A 23,956-nucleotide genomic window follows, 5' to 3' on the forward strand; every position below is an offset into this window, starting at 1 on the left:
ATTTGGGGACAGCGATGGGGCGTCAAGGCGCGCATGTCATTGTGGTGGGAAACGAAAAAGGCGGGTCGGGCAAGTCGACCACGGCGTTCCACCTGGCCATTTACCTGAGCTATCAGGGGCATCGCGTCGCCACGATCGATGCGGACAGCCGGCAGCAGACCTTTACCCATTATGTGCGCAACCGGCGCAGCTGGGCCAAGGAAAAGGGGCTGGCGTTGCCGACGCCGCGGCATTTCCACCTGCCATCGGCCTGGGGCGACTCGGTCAAGGAAAACCAGAAGGCCGAATTCGACGTGTTCCGCCGCTCGGTGAGCGAGGTCGAAGACAGCGTCGATTTCCTCGTCATCGATACGCCGGGCTTTGACACCAATCTAACGCGGCTGGCGCATTGCATGGCCGATACGCTGCTGACCCCGGTCAATGACAGCCTGATCGACCTCAATGTGCTGGCCCGGATCGACCCGAGCGGGGACGGGCCGGTCGAGGCGAGCCACTATTCGCGGCTGGTGCAGCGCGCCCGCGCGGAGCGGCTGAACATGGACGGCAAGACCATCGACTGGGTGCTTGTGCGCAACCGCATCTCGATGCTGGCGTCGCGCAATGCCAAGCAGGTGCATGCGACACTGGAGAGGATCGCGGAGCGGTTCGGCTGCCGGGTTGCGGATGGCATTGCCGAGCGGATGATTTTTCGGTCGCTGTTTGCCACGGGGATGACGGTGTTCGATCCGCTGGATGGCGATCTGATGGGCGGGCCGTCGTCGGTGTCGCACATCACGGCGCGCAACGAGTATCGCGACCTGGTGGCGGCGATGCACCTGCCGATCATCAAGCCCAAGGCGGACCTGCCGGTTGAGCCATTGCGGCTGTCCGCATAGGTCCTTGAGCGGTTTGCCGCCCTTGTGTGCGACGGGGGAAGCGGCAACACTCCGCTCCGAGTGATTTGGGGTGTCGGATGACGCGGAACGGGGCGCATGTCATTGTCGTGGGCAATGAGAAGGGTGGGTCGGGCAAGTCCACGACCGCTTTTCATCTGGCCGTCTACCTGCTGCATCAGGGCCATACGGTCGCCACCATGGATGTGGATAGCCGGCAGCAGACGCTGACGCACTATGTGCGCAACCGCCGCGATTGGGCCCTGAACAAGGGCCTGACGCTGCTGCATCCGATCCATTACCACCTGCCGCTGGCGCGCGGGGATTCCATCAAGGAGAATCAGGGCGCCGAGTTTGACCTGTTCCGGCAGGCGATCGGGGACGTCGAGCACGAGGTGGATTTCCTCGTCATCGACACGCCGGGTTTCGATACGCATATGACGCGGCTGGCGCATTGCCTGGCCGACACGTTGGTGACGCCAGTCAATGATAGCCTGATCGACATCAACGTGATGGCTCATATCGATCCGGTCAGCGGTGAGCCGACCGAGATGAGCCATTATGCGCGGCTGGTGCAGCGGGCGCGCTCGGAGCGGATGGCGGTTGACGGGCAAAGCATCGACTGGGTGCTGGTGCGCAACCGCATTTCGATGTTGTCGTCGCGCAATACGCGGCAAGTGCAGACGTTGCTGGAGCGGATCGCGGCGCGGCTGGGCTGCCGAGTGGTCGACGGCATTGCCGAGCGAGTGATTTTTCGCTCGCTGTTTCCGACGGGAATGACGGTGTTCGACACGCTCGATGACGAGTTGCTGGGCGGCTTGCCGTCGATGTCGCATATGAGTGCGCGGCAGGAATATCGCAGCCTCGTGGCGGCATTGCACCTGCCCATGCGCCAGCCGGCGCGGGCGGCGGAGCCGATGGGTGATGCGGCGTTGCAGGGTTTCGAAGCCATGTTGGGTGGCGAAATTTAGCGGCGTAGGGCCATACAAAGAAATCCCTATTGGGGCCGCGCCATTCAGGTTGCGGAAACCATCGCGCCCTAGGATGAACATGCGGGTGGCCGTTTCGAGTGAAACGGGTCCGGCCGCGATTGTTCGAGCGATCGACCTACCGGCTTCACGCCGGTAGCGGCGCTGGACGAAGCGGAGCCCGGATGGCGATCGACAATTTCACTCTGGTGGCTGCATCGGGCGCGGTGATCTGCGTGCTCGGCTTCGTGCTGTTTTACATGTGGCGCCAGGATCGCAGCGCGCCATGGTTCGGCTGGCTGGGGCTGAGCTATGTGTTTGGAGCGTCGGCGGCGATCCTGCTGGGGACGCGCGCCAGTGGCCCGACTTTCGTCAATACCGGCGTGGCGACCGCGTTGTTGCTGCTGTGCTTCGGCTGCATGTGGACGGGCGCGCGGGCGTTCGAGCGCCGTACGCCCATGTGGTGGGCATTGGTCCTGGCTCCGGCGCTGTGGCTGACCTCGTTCCTGATCCCCGATTTCAGCAATATGCTGGGCCTGCGGGTCGTGATTGCCTCTATCCCGGCGTCGGCCTTCCTGCTGCTGGGCGGGTGGGAGCTTTGGCGCGGTCGGTTCGAGATCCTGCAATCGCGCAAGGCGGCTATCGCGTTTCACTTCAGCGCGGGACTGTTCTTTGCGTTCCGTATTGTCTCGGTGGGCGCATTGCCGTTTCCGCTTGGCGGGCTGGTCGTTCATCCCCTGGCGATGGCGGCGTTCAATTTCATCACCTTCGTGCACGCGATGTTCCTTACGGTGCTGATGATCAGCATGACCAAGGAGCGCCGCGAGTCCACCCAGCGGACGTTAGCGGAAAGCGATGCGCTGACTGGCCTGCCCAACAGGCGGGCCTTTGCCACCGAGGCCGAGCGGCTGCTGCGCCGGCAGAAGTACAACCGCGCGCCGCTGGCGCTGCTGATCCTGGATCTGGATCACTTCAAGTCGATCAATGACCGCTTCGGGCATGATGCGGGCGACCGAGTGCTGGTGGAATTCGGGGCGGTGCTCGATGGCGCCTTGCGGCGCGACGATTTCCGCTACCGCATGGGCGGCGAGGAATTCTGCTGCCTGTTGCCGGGGCTGACCATTCGCGAGGCGCAGGCCACAGCGGAGCGGATCTGCGAGGCGTTCCAGGCGACCACGGTGGAGGTGCTGGGCGGTTCGGTGCGCGGCACGGTCAGCATCGGCATTTCCTCGACCGATATCTGCGGCTATGTGCTGGAAGACCTGCTCAACGAGGCCGACGCCGCGACCTATGAGGCCAAGGCGTCTGGGCGTAATCGTGCGGTCGTGGCTATCGCCAAGCCCGTGGCGCCGGTAACGCCAACGATCGATAATGTCACCGAGATCAGGCCGAAGCTGCGGGCCTAATCAGCCCAACTGCCGTGGCTGTAGAGGCCGGTGAAGGTGACGTTCATGCCGCCGCAGGCGTTGTTGTCGGCGACGGCCAGGTAGGGGCCGAGCTGCCACATGCGGACGGAGCAATTGGCCGATGTGGGATCGTAGGGCAGCATGGTCTCGTCATAGTCCTGGGTGAAAGCCACCCGGCCCTTCTTGGGCTGGACGGTGGCGACGAAGCTGCCCTGGTTGACGCCGCCGCTGGAGACCCGGAGCGGATCGAACATGCCCCAGGTGGCGGTACCGTCGACGGTGATCTGGTTTTCGGGAGCCGCCTTAATGAGGATCTGCTGCTCGATGGAATAGCGCCAGGAGCCGGTCCAGACGGCGCCGGAATAGTCGGCCGTCACCAGTGCCGATATGGGCAGCAAGGCGCTGATCAGCATGTAATTCGGAGCCTCGCCCAGGATCGAGGCGCAGGCCATGTCGCCGGCCGTGCTGGTGACGATGACGACGGTGCCGGGATGCAATTGGCGGCTAACCGGCGCGCAGGCGTCGCCGCGTTGTGGGCAGCCCTCGATAGCCATTGGTTGCATTGTCAGCGGCCCGAGGCCGGAAACCTGATAGGTCTGCGGGTGGGGATTGTCGCCCCGCAGGTCGCTGAGGCCGTCGCAATCGGCCGCCATGGCGGGACTAGCCAGCAAGCAGAACATGGCGACGAGAGTGAGCTTGGACATTGGCAGCCTCCGGTTGAGGGATGGCTAGCCCAAGCTGCGTGAACCGGGAATGAAGCGGTTCAGTCCGGGCCGAAGGTGAGATCGAGGGCGCGCTTGCCGCCGGGGGCGAACACGTCGAGCTCGATGGCAATGCGAGGCTGCGCCACCCGGCGGGTCCGGGAGGACAGAGCCAGCACGGCGGCGAGCAGTTCGCCGACGGTACGGCGCTGATGCAGCAGGCGGGCGGAAATCCCGTCCATGGTGCGTCGGCGCACCTTGGGATCGGGGGAGGCAAGCTTGGAGCGGCCGACGAAATTGGCCAGCTCGCTCAGGGCAGTACGTTCGCTCATTGGGCTACTCCAAACACAGGCACCAATTTGCTTCCCCATCGGCCGGACATTTGACGCCCATACACGGCGTGTCCGACTCATTGTCGTTTCAGTCGCCGCAGCGGAGACCCGCTACGGTTGGGCTGACGATCAGCCCTGCATCGCCAGGCAGGAGAGATTCTGCTGCTTGAGGCGGTTGCACATGTCGCTCGCCGCATCGCGGTCACCGAAGCCGACGAAGCGGGCGCGGTAGAACACCTGGCCGTTCTTTTCGAAGCGTTCGACGTAAGAGCGGAAATCACCAAGGGTCGCCACCTTGCCGGCGGCATCGGTCAGCATGCCCTGGGCATTGGATTCGGACGGGGCGGCGCCGATCTGGACGATCCAGCCACCGGCCGGCACTACCGCCTTGTTGTCATTGGCGGCGGTGCCGATGGAACCGCTGGTCAGCAGATCGACCGGCTGGCCCTCGGCGCCGACGCCGACAGGCGGCAGCAGAGGCGCGGACGGCGCGGTCTGGCCGAGCGCAGCCGGGGGCGCGCCGAGGCTATAAGTATCGCTGAGCCAGGCGCCGATGACGTCCTGGCTGGGATATTCAGGCGTGGGGGCCTGGCTGGGCGCGGCGAGCGTATTAGCGGCCTGCACGGCCGGCTGCAGGCCGAGATCGGCGGGCATGGGGGCAGGCTGGGGCGCGACGCTGGCGAGGGTGACTTCGGGCGGCGCGGCCTGCTGGAACGGCACCTGCTGAGGCTGCGGCTGGGCGCTATTGCCGGCAACGAGCTGGGCCAGGCGGAAACCGGGCAGGGGCATGGGCATGACGAAGGTGCCGGCAGCCGGCGTTGCGGCGGGCGATTGCGCAACGGCGACCTGGATATTGCCCTGGCGGCCCGGCTGCGGGATCATGGCGGTCTGCAGATAGTTGCCCTGGCGGCCCTTCGGCAGGTAGGTCGAGACCAGTTCGCGAACCTTCTGGTCGCGGGCGCCGGCGGTGTTGAAGCCGAAGGCGACGACGACGATGTGGCGATTGTCCTTGCGGGCGGCAGTCAGCAGGTTGGAGCCGGCGGCGTTGATATAGCCGGTCTTGATGCCGTCGACGGCGTCCATATAGCCAAGCACGCGGTTATGGTTGCCATAGGTGCGGCGGCCATAGCTGAAGCTGCGGGTCTGGAAGAATTCGTAATAGTTGGAGTAGTGCTGGTAGATGGCGATGCCCAGAATGGCCTGGTCGCGCACCGTGGTGAGTTGGCCGCCATCGGGCAGGCCCGAGGCATTGCGGTATGTGGTGTTGCGCATGCCCAGCGCCCGTGCGGTCGCGGTCATGCGCTGGGCGAACTTTTCTTCCGAGCCGGAAATGTGCTCGGCGATGACGCGGGCCATGTCGTTGGCCGAAATGGTGACGATGGACTTGATGGCGTCTTCCACCGAAATGGTGGCGCCGGCGCGCAAGCCCAGCTTGGTGGGCTCAGCGGCGGCGGCATGGCGCGAGACGGTCATCTTGGTGGTCAGGCTCAGATTGCCGGCCGCCAGTTCCTGGAACAGGATGTAGAGGGTCATCACCTTGGTGATCGAGGCGGGGTAGCGCTTGGAATCGGCGGCTTCTTCGTACATGACCTTGCCGGATTTGGCATCGACCACGATGCCGGCATAGCGACGAAGATTTTCAATGGCTTGAGCCGGTGCGACCATGGGCGCCAGGATGGCGAAGGACACAAGGACAGCGGCAAGGGTACGCATAAAAACTGCGCGCCAAGGGGATTTCGCCTGGGAAGCCACCCGGTACTCCAACATAACTCTCGGGCGCAAACACCGCCCGTACACAATTTACAAAGCCGGAGGCCTGACGATGCCCCCATCCGCCAATGCAGCCGTTACTGGCGCAATCTAGCGACAGCCCGTTACGAATCCGTAAAATGCGAACGACTTGGGTGAGAGTGTGATCGGGAGGCAGCTAGTGCGCAGAGGCGAGCGGGGAGATTGGACATGAAGCTTTATACGCGGGCGCAGAATTCGGCTGGGGAGCGGGTGCGGATTGCGCTCAACCTCAAGGGCATCGCTTACGAGTACGTGGCTGTCTCGACGCTTGGGCCCGGCGAGTATGCCCGGATCAATCCGCAGGAGCTGCTGCCGGCCCTGGAGGTCGATGGACGTGTCATCACGCAGTCGGCGGCGATCCTCAATTATCTGGATGCGGCTTTTCCCGAGCGGCCGCTATTGCCGGCCGATCCGGTGGTGCGGGCGCAGGCCATTGCTTTTGGCTCAGTGGTTGCGGCGGAGATGCATGCACTGACGGTGCAGCGGGTACGGCGGTTCCTGATCGGGGACATGGGCGCCGACGAGGCTCGGGTGCAGCGCTGGGTGGCGCATTGGCTGGGGCTGGGTTTTGCCACGCTGGAGGGATTACTGGCGGCGCGATCGGCCGATTGGCCCTTCTGCTTCGGCGACGAGCCGGGCTGGGCCGATCTGTTCATGGTTCCGCAGGTGGCCAATGGTCGCCGGCTCGGAATCGATCTGGCGGATTATCGGCGCGTCACGGAAACCGCCGATCGGTGCCGCCAGCTCGAACCATTCCGGCTGGCCGAGCCGCAAATGCAGCCCGACTATCCCGTCGAGCCCGTGCCGCGCTGACAATCGCCCGATTTCCGGGCATTTTCGCCGGTCACGAATTAGAGAAGGATTGGCCCTTAACACCGGCTGGATTTTGCCTACATAATGGGTCCACCATGCTGCTTCGTTTCTCCCACGACAGATGTATCGCCATGACGCCATCAGGCCTGCTCGCCCAGAATCCCCAAGTGGACACCGCCCTGCGGTTGTCCGCCGTTCCCGCCTGGGCTGGGCCGAAGGACGATGACGGCGACAAGGGCACTGACGGGGGCGGGAGAGGCGGCACCGAAACCGGAACCGCGACCAAAACGCGGACCAAGACCAAGCGGCCGAACCTGTACCGAGTACTGCTGCTGAACGACGATTACACGCCGATGGAATTCGTCGTTCTGGTCCTGCAGGACGTCTTCAACAAATCGCGTGAAGAGGCCATGCAGATCATGATGCACGTTCACCAAAAGGGGGTGGGTGAATGCGGCGTCTTTCCATACGAGGTCGCCGAAACCAAGGTGACCCGCGTCATGGATACTGCACGCAAAAACCAGCATCCGCTGCAATGCGTGATGGAAAAGCAATAGGAACATCAGATGCCCTCATTTTCTCGCGGACTTGAAAAGGCTCTGCATCAGGCGATGAACCTGGCGCGTGAGCGCAACCATGAGTTCGCAACCCTCGAGCACCTGCTGCTCGCCCTCACCGACGACCGGGAGACCATTGCGGTGCTCACCGGCTGCGATGTCGATGTCGATGCGCTCAAGAGCGACCTCGAAGATTTCATCAATGAAGAGCTGGACAGCCTGATCGTGGCCAATGGCCAGGACGCGCGGCCGACCGCCGCGTTCCAGCGCGTGATCCAGCGCGCCGTTATCCATGTCCAGTCCTCGGGCCGCGAAGAAGTGACGGGGGCCAATGTGCTCGTCGCCATCTTTGCTGAGCGCGAGAGCCATGCTGCATACTTCCTCGAACAGCAGGACATGAGCCGGCTGGACGCGGTCAATTTCATCAGCCACGGCATTACCAAATCGGGTGCCAGCGAGGAACGCAAAGTGCGCGGAGCCGAGGACGGCAATGAAGGCAATGGCGAAGGCGGGAGCGGCCGCGGCGAGAACGCCAAGAGCTCGGCTTTGGCCGATTTCTGTGTCGATCTGAATGCCAAGGCGCGGGCTGGCAAGATCGATCCGCTGATCGGCCGCGATGCCGAACTGCGGCGGACCATCCAGATCCTGTGCCGTCGCTCCAAGAACAACCCGATCTATGTGGGTGACGCTGGCGTCGGCAAGACGGCTATCGCCGAGGGTCTTGCGCGCAAGATCGTCGAAGGCGACGTGCCCGAAGTGCTCAAGGAAGCAGTGATCTATTCGCTCGATATGGGCTCGCTGCTGGCTGGCACCCGCTATCGCGGCGACTTCGAGGAACGCCTCAAGGCGGTGATGAAGGAGCTGGAGAAGCTTCCCAATTCCGTGCTGTTCATCGATGAAATCCACACCATGATCGGTGCGGGCGCCACTTCGGGCGGCGCGCTGGATGCTTCGAACCTGCTCAAGCCAGCTTTGGCGAGCGGCGCGATCCGTTGCATCGGCTCGACTACCTATAAGGAATATCGCCAGTTCTTCGAGAAGGACCGGGCGCTGGTGCGTCGCTTCCAGAAGATCGACGTCAATGAGCCGTCGATCCCCGATGCGATCGAGATCGTGAAGGGCCTTCGTCCCTATTTCGAAGAGTTCCACAAGATCAAGTACACCGACGAGGCGCTGAAGGCGGCTGTCGAGCTATCGGCTCGCTATATCAACGACCGCAAGCTCCCGGACAAGGCCATCGACGTTCTCGACGAGACCGGCGCCAGCCAGATGCTGCTCAAGCTCGAGGATCGCAAGGCGATCATCGACGTCGAAGACATCGAAGCGACCATCGCGACGATCGCGCGCATTCCGCCAAAATCGGTCTCCAAGTCGGATTCCGAGATGCTGCGCAGCCTTGAATCCAACCTGCGCACCGTGGTGTTCGGGCAGGACGTGGCGATCACCTCGCTGGCTTCCGCCATCAAGCTGGCCCGTGCCGGCCTGCGCGAACCGGAAAAGCCGATCGGCTCGTACCTGTTCACCGGCCCGACCGGCGTCGGCAAGACCGAAGTCGCCAAGCAACTCGCCGACACCCTTGGGGTGGAACTTTTGCGCTTCGACATGTCCGAATATATGGAGCGCCACACGGTGTCGCGCTTGATCGGCGCGCCTCCGGGCTATGTGGGTTTTGACCAGGGTGGTCTGCTCACCGATGGTGTGGATCAGCATCCGCATTGCGTGGTGCTGCTCGACGAAATCGAGAAGGCGCATCCGGACCTGTACAACATCCTGTTGCAGGTGATGGACCACGGCAAGCTGACCGACCATAACGGCAAGCAGGTGGATTTCCGCAATGTCATCCTCATCATGACCTCCAATGCCGGGGCCATGGACTTGCAGAAGAGCCCGATCGGGTTCGGCCGCAAGCGCGAGCAGGGCGACGACGAAGAGGCGATCAACCGCCTGTTCACGCCGGAATTCCGCAATCGCCTGGACGCGATCATCTCGTTTGCTCCGCTGCCGCGCGAAGTCGTGCGTCGCGTGGTCGAGAAGTTCGTGCTGCAGCTCGAAGGCCAGCTGGCCGAGCGTGGCGTAACTATCAACCTGACGCCGGAGGCCGCCGATTGGCTGGCCGAACACGGCTATGACGAACGCATGGGCGCCCGTCCGCTGGGCCGGGTGATCCAGGAATACGTCAAGAAGCCGCTGGCCGAGCAGGTGCTGTTTGGCGAGCTGGTCAATGGCGGCACGGTGACCGTGGCGGTCGTTGGCGAGGGTTCGGAAGCCAAGCTGGAACTGGTGGCGGTGCCTCCGCGTCCGGCCAAGCCAAAGGCGCTGCCGCGGCCGAAGAAGAGCAAGGCGACTGTCGAAAAAGACAACTAGGCGCAAGCCTTAGTGTGAATTGAGAAGGCCGGGAGCGATCCCGGCCTTTTTTGTTTTGGATGATTGAGATGCTAGGCGCTTAGCTTTTATCCATCCCCATCGCCGGTCTTCCCGCGGACTTGATCCGCGGGCCTCTCGCCGCTTGTGCCGCGTTGAGGGTGGCCCGCGGGTCAAGCCCGCGGGAAGGAGTGAGTGGTTCAGTGCCTAACGCCTACTGCGCGGCGTGGTGCTTCTAGATAAACGTCGGCGGGTTGGTTTCCGGCTGTTCGGCAAGAGCCTCCAACCGATCCAGGGTGACGCCAACCTGATGGGCGACGGCGAGATTGAAATCCTCGTCCGGACCGGTGGTTTCATATTCACGCAGGGCTTCGGGGATCAGTCCGGCCTCGGCGGCGAATTCCTCAAGGCTGAAGCCGAGGGCGATACGGCGATTGTGGTCGCCTTTCGGCGAACGCTCGTCATCATAGACTGGCTCGGTCATGGTCAACTCCTCGTGCTGTGTGGTGAGGAGATAAGACGGCGGCGGACAAAAAGTTCAAACCGTGGGTCGTTGGGTCACAGTTTGACGGCCCTTGGCCCCAGCAAGACAAAGCCGAGCAGGAAGGCGGCATAGACCGCCAGGGGCAAAGCGAGGGCGTAAATGTCCATGGCGCGATAGCCCAAGGCGCCAAGGGCGGCACCAGCCAACAGCGAGGCCCAGACCAGCAGGTGCTGCGCCCAGCGCCAGGGCGGAGCCTCGCGGCGCAAGGCCCGGGCCAGGTCCTGGCCGGCAGCGAACAGGGTGCCCGTGACGAAGGTGGCGCCAAGGCGGACCGAACCCTCGGAGAGCAGCACGGCATTTTGCGCGCCGGCGGCAACCGCGAGTGCCAGCATGGTCTGGGGTGGTGGGTAGCCAGCCAGCGTTAGGGCGAACGCGGTGGACAGGGCGAGCAGCACGAGGGCAAGCGCGCCGACCGGGCCCCAGCGGCGGTCGGTCAGCGCGAGCGCCGAGCCGGCGACACTGCCGAGGAAGAATAGCAGCACCAGCGATGTCGTCAGCAGTGCGGTCGGCCAGATCCCATTGGCGAGAGCATCGCCGAGCTGGGTGGTATTGCCGCTCATGAACGAGGTGTAAAAGCCGCCCAGTTCGATGAAGCCGATAGCGTCGATGAACCCCGCGGCCGCGGTGAGCAGGAGGCCGACGCTGAGCTTGGGGGCGGGGGTCACGCAGGGTCCGATTGTGGGTGTGAGGCCGGGATTGCTCCCGGCCCGTGGGTCAGAGATAGGGTTTGAAGAAGGCCACGGTGGCGGCGACCATTTCGTCGACGGTTTCGACGCCGGTGGCGGAATTGAAGCCGTGGTCCATGGGGCGGATCCAGAGTTCCTCGGGGCCGTCATGGGCGGCGATGAACTTTTCGCCGGTGCCGACCGGGATCGCCTCGTCATTCAGTCCCTCGGTGACAAAGAGCGGGCCTTTGTAGGCCACGATTTCTTCGAGTGGGTGAGTGGTGAGGATTTCCTCGAAATAGGGTTGCTTGAGGTAGAGCGAGAACCCCCAGGGCATGGGCAGTTCGAGCGGCGTAGCGCCGGTCTTGAGGCCGGCGGCGATCTTGTCGGCCCCGAGCAGCGTGGCGAAGGTCACTTCGGGCTCGCCGACGGCGGCCCAGAGGGCGGTAGCGACCGGAATGCCGGTGCGGCCGGCAATAGCGCTGGCGACGAGGCCGCCCTGGCTCCAGCCGATCACGGCGATCTTGCTGCCATCGACGCGCGGATCGGCCTTGAGGAAGGCGAGAGCGGCGGTCGCGGTGGCGATCTGGCCGGAATAGGTCATGTCGGCGAATTCGCCGCCGCTATCGCCCGAACCCGGGAAATCGATGCGCAGGCTGGCATAGCCGGCTTCGGCCAGCAAGCGGGCGGCGCGGGTGTAGATGCCTTCCTTGACCGCCGGTATTTCCAGTTCGTCGCGGGTGCCGCCGAAGCCATGCAGGAGCAGGACGACCGGTGCCGGATCGCCAGCGGGCACCGACAGGGTGCCGACGATATTGAGGCCGTCGACCGGGTAGTTGATAGTTTCTTCTGTCGTCTGTGCCTGCACGGAACTTACCATCAAACCAATTGCCACCATGGCGGGTATCAAGGCTTTGAACATTGTTGCACCATCCCGTTTTTCGCGCCGTTTCGCCGCGCATGCCGAGAGTGTTCAACTAAATCAGTGGCTTGGCAACCGGTTCATCGTTCTAGGCGAGATGGGTGGCAATGGCCTGGGCCAGTTTGGCCAGTTCGGCGTCGTCGGCCTTCCCGCTGGCGTGGGGCGCCAGGGCCGTGCCTTCGTAGACCGGGATCAGGTGAAAATGCAGGTGGAACACGGTTTGACCGGCGGGGGCTTCGTTGAACTGGGCGAGGCGCAGGCCGTCTGCGCCGGTAGCGGCAAGCAGGGCCTTGGCGATGCGCTGGACCAGCGGCATGACGGCGGCGAGGGCGGCTGGATCGGCGTCGAGCAGGTTGCGGGAGGTGGCCTTGGGAATGACCAGGAGGTGGCCGCGAGACTGGGGGAAGATGTCCATCATCACGAGAGCAGCATCGTCCTCATAGACCTTGTGAGCCGGAATTTCGCCGCGGAGGATTTTGCCGAAGATGTTGGAGGGGTCGTAGGTCATGATTCTCTCGCGGAGTGGGGGAGCGCCTATTCGGCGGGTTTTAATTCGTCGGCCGCCGGCTTCTGGAAATAGCGAAAGCGGAAATAGTTGAGGAAAGCCAGGCCGGTGAGGGTGACGGGAACGTATTTGAAGCCGCGGCGGATGAAGAACAGGGCGATGGACACTGCGGTGGCTGCGCTCATGGCGCCCTTGCCCATGGGGGAGGTGAAAGAGGACGGGACCACGTGGCGGTAGAGCAGGGCGTCGGAGCGATAATAATCGCGGGCGCGCAGGGCAAAGGCGCGCTTGGAGGCGGAATAATCCTTGAGTTCGGCCATGCCCATATCGCCGTGGAACTCGACTTCGGAGCCCAGGGCCCACACTTCGGGCGGGGCGAGGCGGGCTTTGCCGAGATCGGTGAACAGGTCGATCAGGTCGGTGAAGGTGACGTAGTTGGCATTCCAGGCGTCTTCGGATTTGGCGCCGTGGGCGAGAATGAGGACGTCGGCGCGCTCGAGCTTTTCGCGCATGGCGGCGTAGTTGCCAGGTGCGAAATCAATGCCGGACTTGGCGGTTTCGACAATGCCGCCGGCCTTCTGCAATTTTTCCACCATGGCCGAGCCAAAGGCGCCGCTGGCACCGGTGACCAGGAAATGACGGCCCTTGATCTGGCATGACGTGCCGGCGATCAGGTCGAAAATGTTGGTGAAGGACGAGAAGAAGTTGTGCGGATAGACATGGTGCATGGCGTGGTAATTGTTATCCACCCAGAGCAGCCCCTGCTGGCCGCCGACGCGGGCCATCGACATGTGGTTGTAGTCTAGGCCTTCTTCCTTGAGCGTCATGCCCAGCATGATGGTGCGGATAACAACGACCACCACGATGGGCGGCCAGGGGAAAATAGTCAGGAAGATCAGCGTGCCCAGGATCGAGGTCAGGTATTCGGGCAGGATGTGGAACCAGATATTGGCTCGCGCATAGGCCGGGTTGATCTGCATATCGAGGCCGAGGAACTTGTGATGCACCCAATGCCAGGACGAGAAGGTGCGCAGCAATTGGAAACGCGAGCTCTCCCAGCGGTGGAGAACCCAATGCAGGGCGTCGAAGAGGGCCGTCGAAACGACGAAGGCCAAAATGGCTTGGAGCGCGAACGCGATTATGTCCCAGATCATGGGATTTAGATAAGGCCGATGGGGGGCGGAGGGAAGGGGGCACGGTGCCACGGGAGCCTTTCACTCTCCCTTTGGGGGAGAGGTCGGCGCGTAGCGACGGGTGAGGGGGCCTTTGCTGGTTGAGGCGCGTGGAGAAGGCCCCCTCACCCGACCCAAGAGGGTCGACCTCTCCCCCGCAGGGAGAGGTGAAGAGAGCCTACTTGTCCGTCCGCTCGCCCTTCCGGAACGGCGTGTATTGATCGAGCATTTCCTGTTGGTGTTCGACCGAGACGCGTTCCTGTTCGAGGAAGTCGGCGACGGCGGCGCGCAGGCCCGGATGGGCGATCCAGTGGACCGAATAGGTGCTGGCGGGGGCATAGCCGCGCGCCAGCTTGTGTTCGCCCTGGGCGCCGGCCTCGACGACCTTCAGCTTGTGCTGGATGGCGAAATCGATGGCCTGATAGTAGCAGAGCTCGAAATGCAGGAATGGCACTTCGCGAATAGCGCCCCAGTTACGGCCGAAAATGCGGTCGGAGCCAAGGAAGTTGATGGCGCCCGCAATCGGCGTGTCGCCGTCATAGGCCAGCATCAGCACGATGCGGTCGGCCATGGTCTGGTTCAACAGGGAAAAGAATTTGCGGTTGAGGTAGGGGCGGCCCCATTTGCGGGCGCCGGTGTCCTCGTAGAAATCGTAGAAGGCGTCCCAATGGTGCTCCATCAGGTCGCTTCCGGTCAGCCATTTGACGGTGATGCCATCGGCCAGCGCGTCGCGACGCTCGCGGCGGATGGTCTTGCGCTTGCGCGAGGAGAGGGTTTCGAGGAAATCGTCGAAGGTCGCAAAACCCTCATTGTGCCAGTGGAACTGGGTATCGACGCGCTTGAGCCAGCCGTCCGCCTCGATCAGGTCGGCCTCGGCCTCGGGCACGAAGGTGGCGTGCACGGAGGAGGCGTCGCGCTGGATCGCCAGTTGCTGGGCGGCGGCGAGCAGGGCGGCTTCGATATTGGCGTCGCCCGAGGGCACCAGCAGCTTTGGCGCGGTGGCGGGCGTGAACGGCACCGAGCATTGCAGCTTGGGATAGTAGGAGCCGCCAGCGCGTTCCAGCGCATTGGCCCAGCCGTGGTCGAAGACGTATTCGCCCATGGAATGGGATTTGAGGAATAGTGGCATCAGGCCGATCGGCTTGCCGTCGGCGTCATCGATGGTGATGTGCTGGGGTTGCCAGCCGGTTTTTCCGGTGGCGCAGCCGGATTGTTCGAGGGCGAGGAAAAAGGCGTGGTCGAGGAAGGGGTTGTCGGGCTTGCCGGCGGTGGATGGCACGAGACTGTTCCAGACCGCGGCGGGGATGGCCGCCGTGGTCGCATGGATCGTCGCCGTAAACGTATTATTGGGCAAGTTCGGGATCGAACCCTTCGAAAACAATCTGGTCAATGTAAGGGGCAGCCGCATCGGCTTCAACCTTACTGCGAATGGTCCAGGCGGTCACGGGTTTGCCGAGCGCTCGCCAGAACTTGATTGCCGGTAGCTCCAGCGCGTCCTTGTCGCAAGAGATGAAATCGAACTGGGTTTCGTGCCAGTGCAGCAGGTGGCGCAGGGTGTAGCGCTGGTCGTCGGTGAGGTAGGCGTCCCACTCATTGGGCTCGTAGTCATAGGTGATGATGCCGCGCGGGCCGGTGAAGCCGAACTGGCGGATCTGGGTGAGCAAGTTCGGATCGAAGGATTCGATCGTCACCGGGCCTTCGTAGGATTTCAGCAGTTCAGCGGCGGCGCGGGCGAGAAGCTGGGTGCCAGCGACGTCGCGCTGATATTTGAGCTCAATCTGCAGCAGGGTGCGGCCGCGGACCTGGGTGAGGAAATCGGTGAAGCGCTGGGGGCAATTGCCGGCGGCACTGCCGAGCAGCGGCGTGCTGGTGAGTTCGGCGCTGGAAATGGCCGAGACTGGGCCTGTCTTGCCGGTGAGGCGTTCCAGATCATCGTCATGGAAAACGACGGGGACGCCATCGCTGGTTAGTTGCAGGTCGCATTCGATGGCGAAATTGCCGGCAATGGCGGCTTCGAAGGCGGCGGCGCTGTTCTCGATGATGCCGGCAGCGCGATTATGCAGGCCGCGATGGGCAATGGGGCGGGAAAAAAGTGCGGTGGTCATGGAGGACCTCCTGAATGGGGAAGGGGTCTCGTGTGGCAGGGGAATGTGACGGGGGTGTAACAGCAACATCCCGATTTCGGCTCTACCACGGAGTCATTCCCGCGCAGGCGGGAACCTCGGTTTGTTGGGCTGGCGAAGGGAAACGGAGGTTCCCGCCTGCGCGGGAATGACCCGGTGGGTGGTGGGAATCACTCCGTGGTGGCTGGTGTCAGCCCTCGACTTCAAACACCGCGTCGATCTCAACCGCCGCGCCAAACGGAAGTGCCACGACGCCAAACGCAGCGCGGGCGTGTTTGCCTTTGTCGCCCAGGACGCCGACCAAAAGGTTTGAAGCGCCGTTGGCGACCAGGTGCTGTTCGAAGAATTCCGGGTCGGATGCTACGAGAACCGTCAGCTTGAGCACTTGCTTGATGTCTTCCAGGCGAAAGCCGCCGATGTGGACGACCTGCGCCAGGATATTGACCGCGCAGAGTTCGGCGGCGTTACCGCCTTGCACGACGTTCATGTTGTCGCCGAGGCGGCCGGTGATGACGCCGGCTTCGCTGCTGGAAATCTGGCCGGAGACATAGATGATGTTGCCAGCGCGGGTGACCGGCACGTAGCTGGCGACGGGAGGCCGGGGGGCGGGGAGTTCGTAGCCGTATTCTCGGAGCTTTTCGATCGGGCTGGTCATCGCGTCTTACCTTGCGTTTGGTCGGGGTCGGACACGTCTAAAGCGTGTTCCGGACTGGTATCGGCCTCGGCCGGATCGAGCACCGGCTTGAGCTTGTATAGCTTGCCGCGCACCACGGCGTCACGCCCGAACCGGGTGCGGACGCGATCCATGGCGCGCTCGGCTGCCGCCTTGCGGGCGATCGCCGGTTCCAGCAAATCGGCCGGATCGGTGCCATCGGCGGTATCGATACCCGAAACGCCGATTCCAATCAGCCGGAAAGCAGTGCCGTCGATCTCGCGAGCCAGCAATTGCAGGCCGGCCTCGTAGATGACATTGGCCAACTGCGTCGGGATCATCAGATGGCGGGCGCGGGTGCGCAAGCGGAAACCGGCGGATTTGAGCTTCAGCGTCACCGTGTCGCCGACAATGTTCTTGGCTTTGAGGCGCTCGGACAGGCGCTCGGTGACTTGCAGCAGTTCGGTGGAAAGGGCTTCGAGCGTGCTGATATCGGTATTGAAGGTGGTTTCGGAGGAGACGGTCTTCATCTCGCCGTCACTGGAAATGCGGCGGCTGTCCTGGCCGCGCGACAGGCGAGCGAGGCGCGCGCCCATTTCACCATAGCGGCGCATCAGGTTTTCCGGCGGCTCCTCCTGAAGTTGGCCGATGGTGACGAGGCCATCCTTGCGTAGGGTTTCGGTGAACACCTTGCCGACGCCGTAAATCATGCTGATCGGCTTGGGGGCCAGGAAACCGAGGGTTTCGGCGGCGCCGATGACGGCGAAACCGCGCGGCTTGTCGAGGTCGGAGGCCAGCTTGGCGAGGAACTTGTTATGGCTGAGGCCCACCGAGATGGTGACGCCGACATCGCTGGCAATGGCCTTGGCGAAGCGTGCCAGCACCACAGCCGGCGGGGCCTTGTGCAGCGCCTGGGTGCCGGTGAGGTCGAGGAAGGCCTCATCGATCGAGATGGGTTGGACTAGCGGCGTCAGCGCATCCATATAGGTGCGAATCTGGCGGCTGACGTCGACATATTTGGCCATGTTGGGCTTGATGATGACGGCATCGGGGCACAGCTTGCGGGCCTGGAACATCGGCATGGCGGAGCGGACGCCGGACTGGCGGGCGATATAGCAGCAGGTGGAGACGACGCCGCGCGTGCCGCCGCCGATGATCAGCGGCTTGTCGCGGAGGCTCGGGTCGTCACGCTTTTCGACGGAGGCATAGAAGGCGTCGCAATCGACGTGGGCGATGGAGAGCGAGAACAGCTCGTCATGGCTGCGAATGCGCGGCGAGCCGCAGGCCGGGCAGCGCGCCGGGGCAGCGGCAGCGTGGCCGCTCTCCAGGCAGTCGCGGCAGAGCCAGGGTTCCATGGCTAGAGCCTTCCCCGATTTGATTGCATCAAATCGCCGGCTCTAGCTTCTTGTTGCCGCAAGGTTCCCACTTTTTTGCGCCTTGCTTTATCCTGCCGGGTTCAGCTTGGCCCAGACGCGCATGAATTGTTCCGGCGTGATCCCGGCATTTGCGCAGAGGGCGAGCAGAATCGATTCGTTTGAGGCAAAGTAGTCGATGAGACCAGAATTCAGTTGGGTGGACCCGACGGAAAGTCGAAGCGAAGCGGGATCGTAACCGACAAAATCCATGAAGCGCAGCAGTTCGTCGCTGTTTTCGGCCAAGTAGCCGAGACAAAGTTCAGCCAACTGCGTTGCATTGATTGAGACGGACTTCTGGATGGGCACCGGCAGGCTCATTTGGTGTTTTGTAAAGAGATTCAATGTTACCCGAGATAGGCGGCAAAACGAAGTGCCGCCAGCGCTGATAAGCGCAAGCGAGGACGAATGCCCAAGACAGTCATGATCGTGGAAGACAACGAGCTCAACATGAAGCTCTTCAACGATCTGCTCGAATCGCGCGGCTATGCAGTGATCCAGACCCGCAATGGCATGGAGGCCCTGGATCTAGCGCGCGCGCATCGGCCCGATCTGATCCTGATGGACATCCAGCTGCCGGAGGTTTCTGGGCTGGTGGTGACCAAATGGCTCAAGGATGATGACGAGTTGGCTCACATTCCCGTTATCGCCGTCACCGCGTTTGCGATGAAGGGTGATGAGGAGCGGATTCTGCAAGGCGGTTGCGAGGGTTACATCAGCAAACCGATCTCCGTGCCTCACTTTTTGGAAACTATTGCCCGCTACATTGGGCCCGCTTGAGAGACCCAGAAACGGCCTCTTGAGTTAAGCTGGACGCCTGTGGTGGACGCTACGGGCCCTTGCTGTATTTCCGGGGCTCGACATTGACCGCACGCGTACTGATCGTCGATGACATTCCGACCAATGTGCGGCTGCTGGAAGCGCGGCTGACGGCCGAATATTATGAAGTGGTCACCGCTTCATCGGGGCCGCAGGCGCTGGAAATCTGCAATAATTCCGACGTCGATATCGTGCTGCTGGACGTGATGATGCCGGACATGGACGGCTTCGAGGTCTGCCGGCGGCTGAAATCCAATCCCAAGACCCATCACGTCCCGGTGCTGATGATCACCGCGCTCGACCAGCCTTCCGACCGGGTCAAGGGCCTGGAAGTGGGCGCGGACGACTTCCTGACCAAGCCGGTCGATGACATGCAGTTGATGGCGCGCGTCAAAAGCCTGGTGCGGCTGAAGTCGCTGACCGACGAATTGCGCGCGCGGGCGTTGACCGGCCAGCAGATCGCCATCGAAGACGCGATGCGGGTGATGGACCAGATTACTACCACGGGTGGCGCCATCCTGATCGTAGATACCGATGCGCGCCATGCCGAGCGGATCAAGGGCTATCTTGGCGAGCACAAGGTGGACATTCTCACCCAGCCGGCCGATGCGGTGTTCCAGGTGACGGGCGCGCAGTATGAGCTGGCGCTGGTGTCGATGGCGCTGGACGATTTCGATCCGCTGCGGGTCTGCTCGCAGATCAGGACGCTGGAGCATACCCGCACCCTGCCCATCATCCTGATGGCCGATGAGGGCGACAAGCCCCGCGTGGTGCGGGCGCTGGACCTTGGGGTCAACGATTTCATTTCGCGACCGGTTGAGCGCAACGAGCTGGCGGCCCGGGTACGCACGCAAATCCGGCGGCAGCGCTATGCGCTGGAACTGCGCCAGAGCGTCAGCAACACCATGGCGCTGGCCGTGACCGACGATATGACGGGGCTATATAACCGGCGCTATTTCGACCGCCATCTGGGCGTGATGCTGGGCAAGGCGCAGGCGCAAGAGCGCGACATGGCGGTGATGCTGCTCGATATCGACCACTTCAAGAACGTCAACGACACCCATGGCCACGATATCGGCGATGCGGTGCTCAAGGAATTTTCCCTGCGGTTGAAGCGTAATATCCGCGGCGTCGACCTGGCCTGCCGGTTTGGCGGCGAGGAATTCGTGGTGCTGATGCCCGATACCGATTTCCGCCAGGCCGAAGCCGTTGCCGAGCGGGTGCGGGAAGCCGTCGCCGATCGCGGCTTCGAAGTGGGCACGGCTCGGCCGCTGACGGTCACCGTATCGGTGGGTGTGACGCTGCAGGAAAGCCTGGCCGATACGCCCGAGACGCTGATCAAGCGGGCGGACGTGGCGCTGTATCGTGCCAAGCGCGAAGGCCGGAATCGAGTCGTGTTCGACGCGGCTTGATTCATAAGTCAATTCCGGCGCGTTAGGGTTATCTCTTATACTTAACAAAGCATTGCAGGGCCGAAAGGTCTGGTATTGCTTGAGTTTTTGCCGCGTCGGCGTAGGTTCGCCTCAACAGCGAGCCGCACTCATCTGGGTGGTTTCGCTCACAGTTCCCTACGATCCACCCAAGTCCGCCGCAACGCTTGGGTCCGTAGGGCGGTTGGTCCGGACGCGGACAGAGTGGCCTCTTCGACATGCCGCTCCGGACCAGCCACTAAACCTCTTCGATATTTCCGCCATGCTGGCCTGTAAATGGCAATGTTCTGCGCTTCCGGTGCTCACGTACCAACGTACGTTCCGCTCCGGTTCTCGAACATTACCATTTTCGGCTCAGCCTGACGAAAATCTCATCGACGTTTGCGCGCCACGCCCGAAGCGTGCTGGCCACCTAAATTTTGCCGCAACTGCGTGGTTTTATGAATACTGATTTCCTCGCTCACGTCACAGAGCACAAAAAAAGCCCCGCATCGATGATGCGGGGCTTTTTCATTGCGTCGGTCGAAACCGGCGCCAAGATTACTTGATCTTGGCTTCCTTGAATTCGACATGCTTGCGCACAACCGGATCGTACTTCTTGTACGAGAGCTTCTCGGTCTGGGTGCGGGCGTTCTTCTTGGTGACATAGTAGAAGCCAGTATCAGCCGTCGACACGAGCTTGATCTTGACGGAAGCGGCTTTGGCCATTTGAGAATCCTAACAGAACAAAAGGCGCTGCACGGGGCAACGCTTGAATTTGGGCGCAACCTACGGATTTAGGAACGAAAGTCAAGCTCCGCGGTGAGGGGCTGGACGGAGATTGTGCCACGCCCCCGTGGTTCGAGGGTCGCTACGCTCCCACCTCACCATGAGGGCTACTGGGGCACAGCAGTATCAGCAGCCCTCATGGTGAGGTGCGAGTTCTTACGAGCCTCGAACCACGAGGGCGTGGCACTATCTAGTCCTGATGCGCGGGATTGAAGCCGTGCATGCGCGCGGCCCATTGCATGCCCACGATAGCGCCCTTGATCGAGGGCAGGATGGCCAGCGGCAGGACGATGGCGAGTGGCACCAGCGTGTAGAGATAGACCGCCGGGTTCACGTGCCAGGTCATTTCCATATGCAGCATCAGGCCGACCAGCAGGTGGCCGACGATCATGATGGCGATATAGGGAGGGAAATCATCGGCGCGGTGATGCGACAGTTCTTCGCCGCAGACGTCGCAAGTATCAGCGACTTTCAAGTAGGCGCGAAACATATGGCCCTGGCCGCAGTTCGGACATTTGCACAGCGCACCGCGCCACATCGCCTGACCGGCCTTGCGATCTTCCATGGTCTTGACCTGCACACCCATCGCGTCACCTCTTTCTGCGGCCCTTGGGACCGTAACTCGTAGATGGGCGCTTTCCGCTGCGTTTAGCAGATGACGGATTGCCGCGGACGCCTTCCGAGAGGAGTTCGAATCGGAGAGCCCCGGCAACGGGCGCGGCTTCCAGCAGGCGCACAGTGATGTTGTCGCCGAGGGTGAATTTCTCGCCGGTACGGTCACCGATCATGGCCTGCTGCTCCTGTTCGAAGCGGTAGTAATCCTGGCCCAGGGTGGAGGCGGGGATGAAGCCGTCGGCGCCAGTTTCCTTGAGGCGGATAAAGAGGCCGGAGCGGGTGACGCCGGAAATGCGGCCCTCGAAGCGCGCGCCGATCTGGCCGGCAAGGAATTGCGCCAGGAGGCGATCGGCGGTTTCGCGTTCGGCCAGCATGGCGCGGCGCTCGGTGGCCGAGATGTGCTGGGCAATGCCAGGCAGCTTGAGGCCTTCATTGTCGCTGAGGCCGTCATCGCCGAAGCTCATGGCCTTGACCAAAGCGCGGTGGACGATGAGATCGGCATAGCGGCGGATGGGCGAGGTGAAGTGGGCGTAACGCTCGAGATTGAGGCCGAAATGGCCATAATTCTCGGCGGAATATTCGGCCTGGGCCTGGCTGCGCAGCACCATTTCGGAGACCTGCTCGACATTGCCGGCTTTGCGGGCTTGGGCCAGGATGCCGTTGAAATCGCTGGCGCGGACGGCGTCGGATTTCTTCACCGAGATATCGAGCGAGCCGAGGAAGTCGCGGAGGGCCATCAGCTTTTCGGAGCTGGGCACGTCGTGGACGCGGTAGAGCAGGGGCGATTTCTTCTGCTCCAGCGTCTGCGCGGCAGCGACGTTGGCGGCGATCATCATTTCTTCGATCAGGCGATGGGCGTCGAGGCGCTCAGGGACGCGGATGTCCTTCACCATGCCCTTGTCGTCGAGGATGATCTTCCGCTCCGGCAGGTCGAGGTCGAGCGGGCCGCGCTGGTCGCGGGCCTTGGCCATGGCCGCATAGGCGGCGTAGAGCGGCCTGAGGATCGGTTCGAGGATTGGGCCGGTCTTGTCGTCGGGCCGGCCATCGATGGCGGCCTGGGCCTGCTGGTAGCTGAGCTTGGCGGCCGAGCGCATCAGGACGCGATGGAACGTGTGGCTGAGCTTGTGGCCGCCTTTGTCGAATACCATGCGCACAGCCAGCGAGGCGCGGGCTTCGCCTTCCTTGAGCGAGCACAGGTCGTTGGAGATGCGCTCGGGCAGCATGGGCACGACGCGATCGGGGAAATAGACCGAATTACCGCGCAGATAGGCTTCGCGATCGAGCGCGGTGCCGGGGCGGATATAGGCGGCGACATCGGCGATGGCGACGTACACGATATGGCCGCCGGGGTTCTTCTCGTCCTTGTCGGCCTCGGCATAGACGGCGTCGTCATGGTCCTTGGCGTCATAGGGATCGATGGTGACCAGTGGCAGGTCGCGCCAGTCCTCGCGGCCCTTGAGCGTGGCTTCCTTGGCCTCCTCCGACTCGCGAATGACCGAAGGCGGAAAGCGGAATGGAATTTCCAGATTGTGGATGGCGATCAGGCTGATGGCGCCTTCGGACATCGGATTGCCGATGACGGCGGTGACCTTGGCGCGGGGAATCATCAGCCGGCCAGACAGCTTGACCTCGACCTCGACGAGGTCGCCCTCGCGGGCACCCAGCAGGTCGCCGAGGGGAATACGCATTTCCTTCTGCTTGCGATCGACGGGGATCAGGCGAGCGCCTTCATTGTCGAGGCGGACAATGCCGATCTGGCCGCGTCGCGGCTTGTCGAGAATTTTCATTGCCTTGGCGGTGTAGACCGGGACCTCGGCCTCGCCTGCGTCGATGCGGGCGAGGATGCGATCGCCGGGGCCGGGAACGACGCGGGCATCGCGGCCGCTCAGCACGGCGACGCGCGGCGGGTCACCTTCCTCGGGATTCCACTGCGCCGGGTAGGCGTGCAGGTTTTCGGGATCGGCATCAGTGGGAATATCGAGCACGGTGACGGCGGGCAGGGCGGCGGTGCGGCGCAGGGCCTTGCGCGTGCGCGTGATGACGCCTTCGCCTTCAAGTTCGGCCAGCATGGCCTTGAAGGGCCGCCGCATGTCGCCGCGAATGCCGAACACCTTGGCAAGATCGCGCTTGCCCTTGATGTCATCGCTATTGGCAAGCGCTTCGAGCAATTGCTCGCGCGTGGGCAGTTCACCGGCAGCGGGTTGGCGCGGACGCTTGGGGCCGGAAGTGCGGGGCGTTCTGGGGGCAGGTTTTTTTGTGGGCATGACGGATATGTAGGGCATCCTGGCGGATTCGACAATTTTGGGTATGGGGAAGCGCCGCGCGGGATTGCCGGGCGGTTTTGTAAAGACTGCGGCATGCGGCGAGACGTGCCTCATGGGTTTGTTTAGTAAGCGAGACAGCGTCTCGCCGCATGCGATGGGGTTTCTGGCCGCCCGAACGTGGCCATCCTTTGAGTGGGATGACGAACGTCGCGCTGGCCCAGGGATCGCGCGACCGCATTCCCCTCCCACCAAACTCCCCACGGC

24 protein-coding genes are annotated in these 23,956 nt (G+C 62.9%); 8 read left to right on the top strand and 16 right to left on the bottom strand.

The window, feature by feature from the left end:
- The first annotated feature begins 14 nt into the window (after positions 1–14).
- The 3 genes from JWR51_RS08925 to JWR51_RS08935 all read left to right on the top strand — a co-directional run bounded on the left by JWR51_RS08925 (position 15) and on the right by JWR51_RS08935 (position 3,246).
- Positions 15–875: a division plane positioning ATPase MipZ gene (locus JWR51_RS08925; RefSeq protein ID WP_299746436.1), complete on the top strand. Its 861-nt coding sequence runs from the start codon at positions 15–17 to the stop codon at positions 873–875.
- Between the two features lie 77 nt (positions 876–952).
- Positions 953–1,843 (top strand): division plane positioning ATPase MipZ, encoded by an 891-nt coding sequence (locus JWR51_RS08930; RefSeq protein ID WP_299746438.1) that lies wholly within the window; start codon positions 953–955, stop codon positions 1,841–1,843.
- A 182-nt stretch (positions 1,844–2,025) separates the two neighbouring features.
- Positions 2,026–3,246, top strand: coding sequence for a GGDEF domain-containing protein (locus tag JWR51_RS08935; protein ID WP_299746440.1), 1,221 nt, complete (start codon positions 2,026–2,028; stop codon positions 3,244–3,246).
- Here the strand turns inward: JWR51_RS08935 and JWR51_RS08940 are convergent.
- The 3 genes from JWR51_RS08940 to JWR51_RS08950 form a co-directional block, all read right to left on the bottom strand.
- Entirely contained in the window at positions 3,243–3,950 is a 708-nt protein-coding gene (locus JWR51_RS08940) for a hypothetical protein (RefSeq protein WP_299746443.1), read from the bottom strand. The genes JWR51_RS08935 and JWR51_RS08940 overlap by 4 nt on opposite strands.
- Before the next feature lie 59 nt (positions 3,951–4,009).
- Complete coding sequence (locus JWR51_RS08945) at positions 4,010–4,279, bottom strand: hypothetical protein (RefSeq protein ID WP_299746446.1); 270 nt, start codon at positions 4,277–4,279, stop codon at positions 4,010–4,012.
- A 129-nt stretch (positions 4,280–4,408) separates the two neighbouring features.
- A complete protein-coding gene (locus tag JWR51_RS08950) occupies positions 4,409–5,992 on the bottom strand; it encodes an SPOR domain-containing protein (RefSeq protein ID WP_299746448.1) in 1,584 nt (527 codons plus the stop codon).
- A gap of 246 nt (positions 5,993–6,238) precedes the next feature.
- Here JWR51_RS08950 and maiA point away from each other — a divergent pair, with 246 nt between their 5' ends.
- From maiA to clpA, 3 genes are all read left to right on the top strand, one after another.
- Positions 6,239–6,883, top strand: coding sequence for a maleylacetoacetate isomerase (gene maiA / locus JWR51_RS08955; RefSeq protein ID WP_299746449.1), 645 nt, complete (start codon positions 6,239–6,241; stop codon positions 6,881–6,883).
- Positions 6,884–6,978: 95 nt separating this feature from the next.
- The gene (gene clpS / locus JWR51_RS08960) at positions 6,979–7,440 is read left to right on the top strand and encodes an ATP-dependent Clp protease adapter ClpS (RefSeq protein WP_299746451.1); all 462 of its coding nucleotides are present in this window, start codon (positions 6,979–6,981) and stop codon (positions 7,438–7,440) included.
- A gap of 9 nt (positions 7,441–7,449) precedes the next feature.
- Positions 7,450–9,804: an ATP-dependent Clp protease ATP-binding subunit ClpA gene (gene clpA / locus JWR51_RS08965; RefSeq protein ID WP_299746453.1), complete on the top strand. Its 2,355-nt coding sequence runs from the start codon at positions 7,450–7,452 to the stop codon at positions 9,802–9,804.
- A 232-nt stretch (positions 9,805–10,036) separates the two neighbouring features.
- Here the strand turns inward: clpA and JWR51_RS08970 are convergent, their stop codons facing one another.
- The 10 genes from JWR51_RS08970 to JWR51_RS09015 all read right to left on the bottom strand — a co-directional run bounded on the left by JWR51_RS08970 (position 10,037) and on the right by JWR51_RS09015 (position 18,117).
- Positions 10,037–10,285, bottom strand: a complete 249-nt coding sequence (locus tag JWR51_RS08970) for a hypothetical protein (RefSeq protein WP_299746456.1) — start codon at positions 10,283–10,285, stop codon at positions 10,037–10,039.
- A 74-nt stretch (positions 10,286–10,359) separates the two neighbouring features.
- Positions 10,360–11,010: a DUF1275 family protein gene (locus JWR51_RS08975; RefSeq protein WP_299746458.1), complete on the bottom strand. Its 651-nt coding sequence runs from the start codon at positions 11,008–11,010 to the stop codon at positions 10,360–10,362.
- Positions 11,011–11,059: 49 nt separating this feature from the next.
- Positions 11,060–11,932, bottom strand: coding sequence for an alpha/beta fold hydrolase (locus JWR51_RS08980; RefSeq protein ID WP_299746460.1), 873 nt, complete (start codon positions 11,930–11,932; stop codon positions 11,060–11,062).
- An 88-nt stretch (positions 11,933–12,020) separates the two neighbouring features.
- Positions 12,021–12,440 (bottom strand): HIT family protein, encoded by a 420-nt coding sequence (locus tag JWR51_RS08985; protein ID WP_299746462.1) that lies wholly within the window; start codon positions 12,438–12,440, stop codon positions 12,021–12,023.
- A gap of 26 nt (positions 12,441–12,466) precedes the next feature.
- On the bottom strand, positions 12,467–13,591 hold the full coding sequence (locus tag JWR51_RS08990; RefSeq protein ID WP_299746465.1) for a hypothetical protein: 1,125 nt from the start codon (positions 13,589–13,591) through the stop codon (positions 12,467–12,469).
- A 196-nt stretch (positions 13,592–13,787) separates the two neighbouring features.
- Positions 13,788–14,915: a GNAT family N-acetyltransferase gene (locus JWR51_RS08995; protein ID WP_299746490.1), complete on the bottom strand. Its 1,128-nt coding sequence runs from the start codon at positions 14,913–14,915 to the stop codon at positions 13,788–13,790.
- 37 nt (positions 14,916–14,952) lie between these two features.
- A complete protein-coding gene (locus JWR51_RS09000) occupies positions 14,953–15,714 on the bottom strand; it encodes a glycerophosphodiester phosphodiesterase family protein (protein ID WP_299746468.1) in 762 nt (253 codons plus the stop codon).
- Between the two features lie 208 nt (positions 15,715–15,922).
- Positions 15,923–16,387 (bottom strand): RidA family protein, encoded by a 465-nt coding sequence (locus JWR51_RS09005; RefSeq protein ID WP_299746470.1) that lies wholly within the window; start codon positions 16,385–16,387, stop codon positions 15,923–15,925.
- On the bottom strand, positions 16,384–17,739 hold the full coding sequence (locus tag JWR51_RS09010) for a DNA polymerase IV (RefSeq protein ID WP_299746473.1): 1,356 nt from the start codon (positions 17,737–17,739) through the stop codon (positions 16,384–16,386). Before JWR51_RS09010 ends, JWR51_RS09005 begins: the two co-directional genes overlap by 4 nt.
- Positions 17,740–17,826: 87 nt before the next feature.
- Entirely contained in the window at positions 17,827–18,117 is a 291-nt protein-coding gene (locus JWR51_RS09015) for a DUF3572 family protein (protein ID WP_299746475.1), read from the bottom strand.
- An 87-nt stretch (positions 18,118–18,204) separates the two neighbouring features.
- Here JWR51_RS09015 and JWR51_RS09020 point away from each other — a divergent pair, with 87 nt between their 5' ends.
- Both JWR51_RS09020 and JWR51_RS09025 read left to right on the top strand, forming a co-directional pair.
- Positions 18,205–18,576 carry a response regulator gene (locus tag JWR51_RS09020; RefSeq protein ID WP_299723993.1) on the top strand — a complete coding sequence of 124 codons (372 nt, stop codon included), beginning with the start codon at positions 18,205–18,207 and terminating at the stop codon, positions 18,574–18,576.
- An 83-nt stretch (positions 18,577–18,659) separates the two neighbouring features.
- Positions 18,660–20,027, top strand: a complete 1,368-nt coding sequence (locus tag JWR51_RS09025) for a PleD family two-component system response regulator (RefSeq protein ID WP_299746478.1) — start codon at positions 18,660–18,662, stop codon at positions 20,025–20,027.
- Positions 20,028–20,585: 558 nt separating this feature from the next.
- Here JWR51_RS09025 and rpmG read toward each other — a convergent pair.
- From rpmG to rnr, 3 genes are all read right to left on the bottom strand, one after another.
- Positions 20,586–20,753 (bottom strand): 50S ribosomal protein L33, encoded by a 168-nt coding sequence (gene rpmG / locus JWR51_RS09030; protein WP_299723999.1) that lies wholly within the window; start codon positions 20,751–20,753, stop codon positions 20,586–20,588.
- 250 nt (positions 20,754–21,003) lie between these two features.
- The gene (locus tag JWR51_RS09035) at positions 21,004–21,399 is read right to left on the bottom strand and encodes a DUF983 domain-containing protein (RefSeq protein WP_299746480.1); all 396 of its coding nucleotides are present in this window, start codon (positions 21,397–21,399) and stop codon (positions 21,004–21,006) included.
- A 4-nt stretch (positions 21,400–21,403) separates the two neighbouring features.
- Positions 21,404–23,692: a ribonuclease R gene (gene rnr / locus JWR51_RS09040; protein ID WP_299746483.1), complete on the bottom strand. Its 2,289-nt coding sequence runs from the start codon at positions 23,690–23,692 to the stop codon at positions 21,404–21,406.
- Positions 23,693–23,956 lie beyond the last annotated feature (264 nt).

The organism is Devosia sp. (assembly GCF_028290625.1).
GTDB lineage: Bacteria > Pseudomonadota > Alphaproteobacteria > Rhizobiales > Devosiaceae > Devosia.